At 62.4% G+C, this 527-nt stretch carries 1 protein-coding gene; it reads right to left on the reverse strand.

The window, feature by feature from the left end; translation table 11 throughout:
* On the reverse strand, window positions 1–398 hold a 398-nt coding region (locus ACH65_RS02665; protein WP_153242445.1), incomplete at its 3' end, for a hypothetical protein.
* Between the last annotated feature and the right edge of the window lie 129 nt (window positions 399–527).

A 527-nucleotide genomic window follows, 5' to 3' on the forward strand; every position in this document is an offset into this window, starting at 1 on the left:
TTCTTTTCGAGGAAGGCTCGGGCCACCGCATCGTCAGGCACCCCGGAACTGCCTCCTATCTGATTCGCGCTGAGGCCAAGGTTTTTCCCTGAATCCTGCAGACGCATCGCCTCCAGCAAGAGGCGATTCTGGGCCTCCTCGGGTGATAGGCCCGACTCCTTGGCAAAGTCATTCACCTTCGCCATCAAGCCCTTGAACAGGTCGGGATGAAGCTGTTCGTTATAGAGCTGCCCATTGAGTGCCGCTGCCGCACCGCTGCCGCCACCGGCGACACCACCTATCGCCGTGCTGGCGAGTTGCATCAAAACCTTGCCCTTGTTGCCGTTAGGGTCGATGCCTTGCTTGACCAAGTAATCCTGCATCGCATCAGCCGCCGCTTCGCTGGCCACTGCACCCACGGCACCTTGCGCAGCGCTCCCTCCACCGAGAGCGGACGCTGCCGCGCCGACCAAGCCATGAAGAACCGTACTCTCCGCACTGCCCGGCGCCCACCCCATGGCCTGCTCAATATCGCCCGCCGCCCGCAT

Source organism: Frateuria defendens, assembly GCF_001182895.1.
In the GTDB taxonomy this organism is placed as follows: Bacteria; Pseudomonadota; Gammaproteobacteria; order Xanthomonadales; family Rhodanobacteraceae; genus Frateuria_B; species Frateuria_B defendens.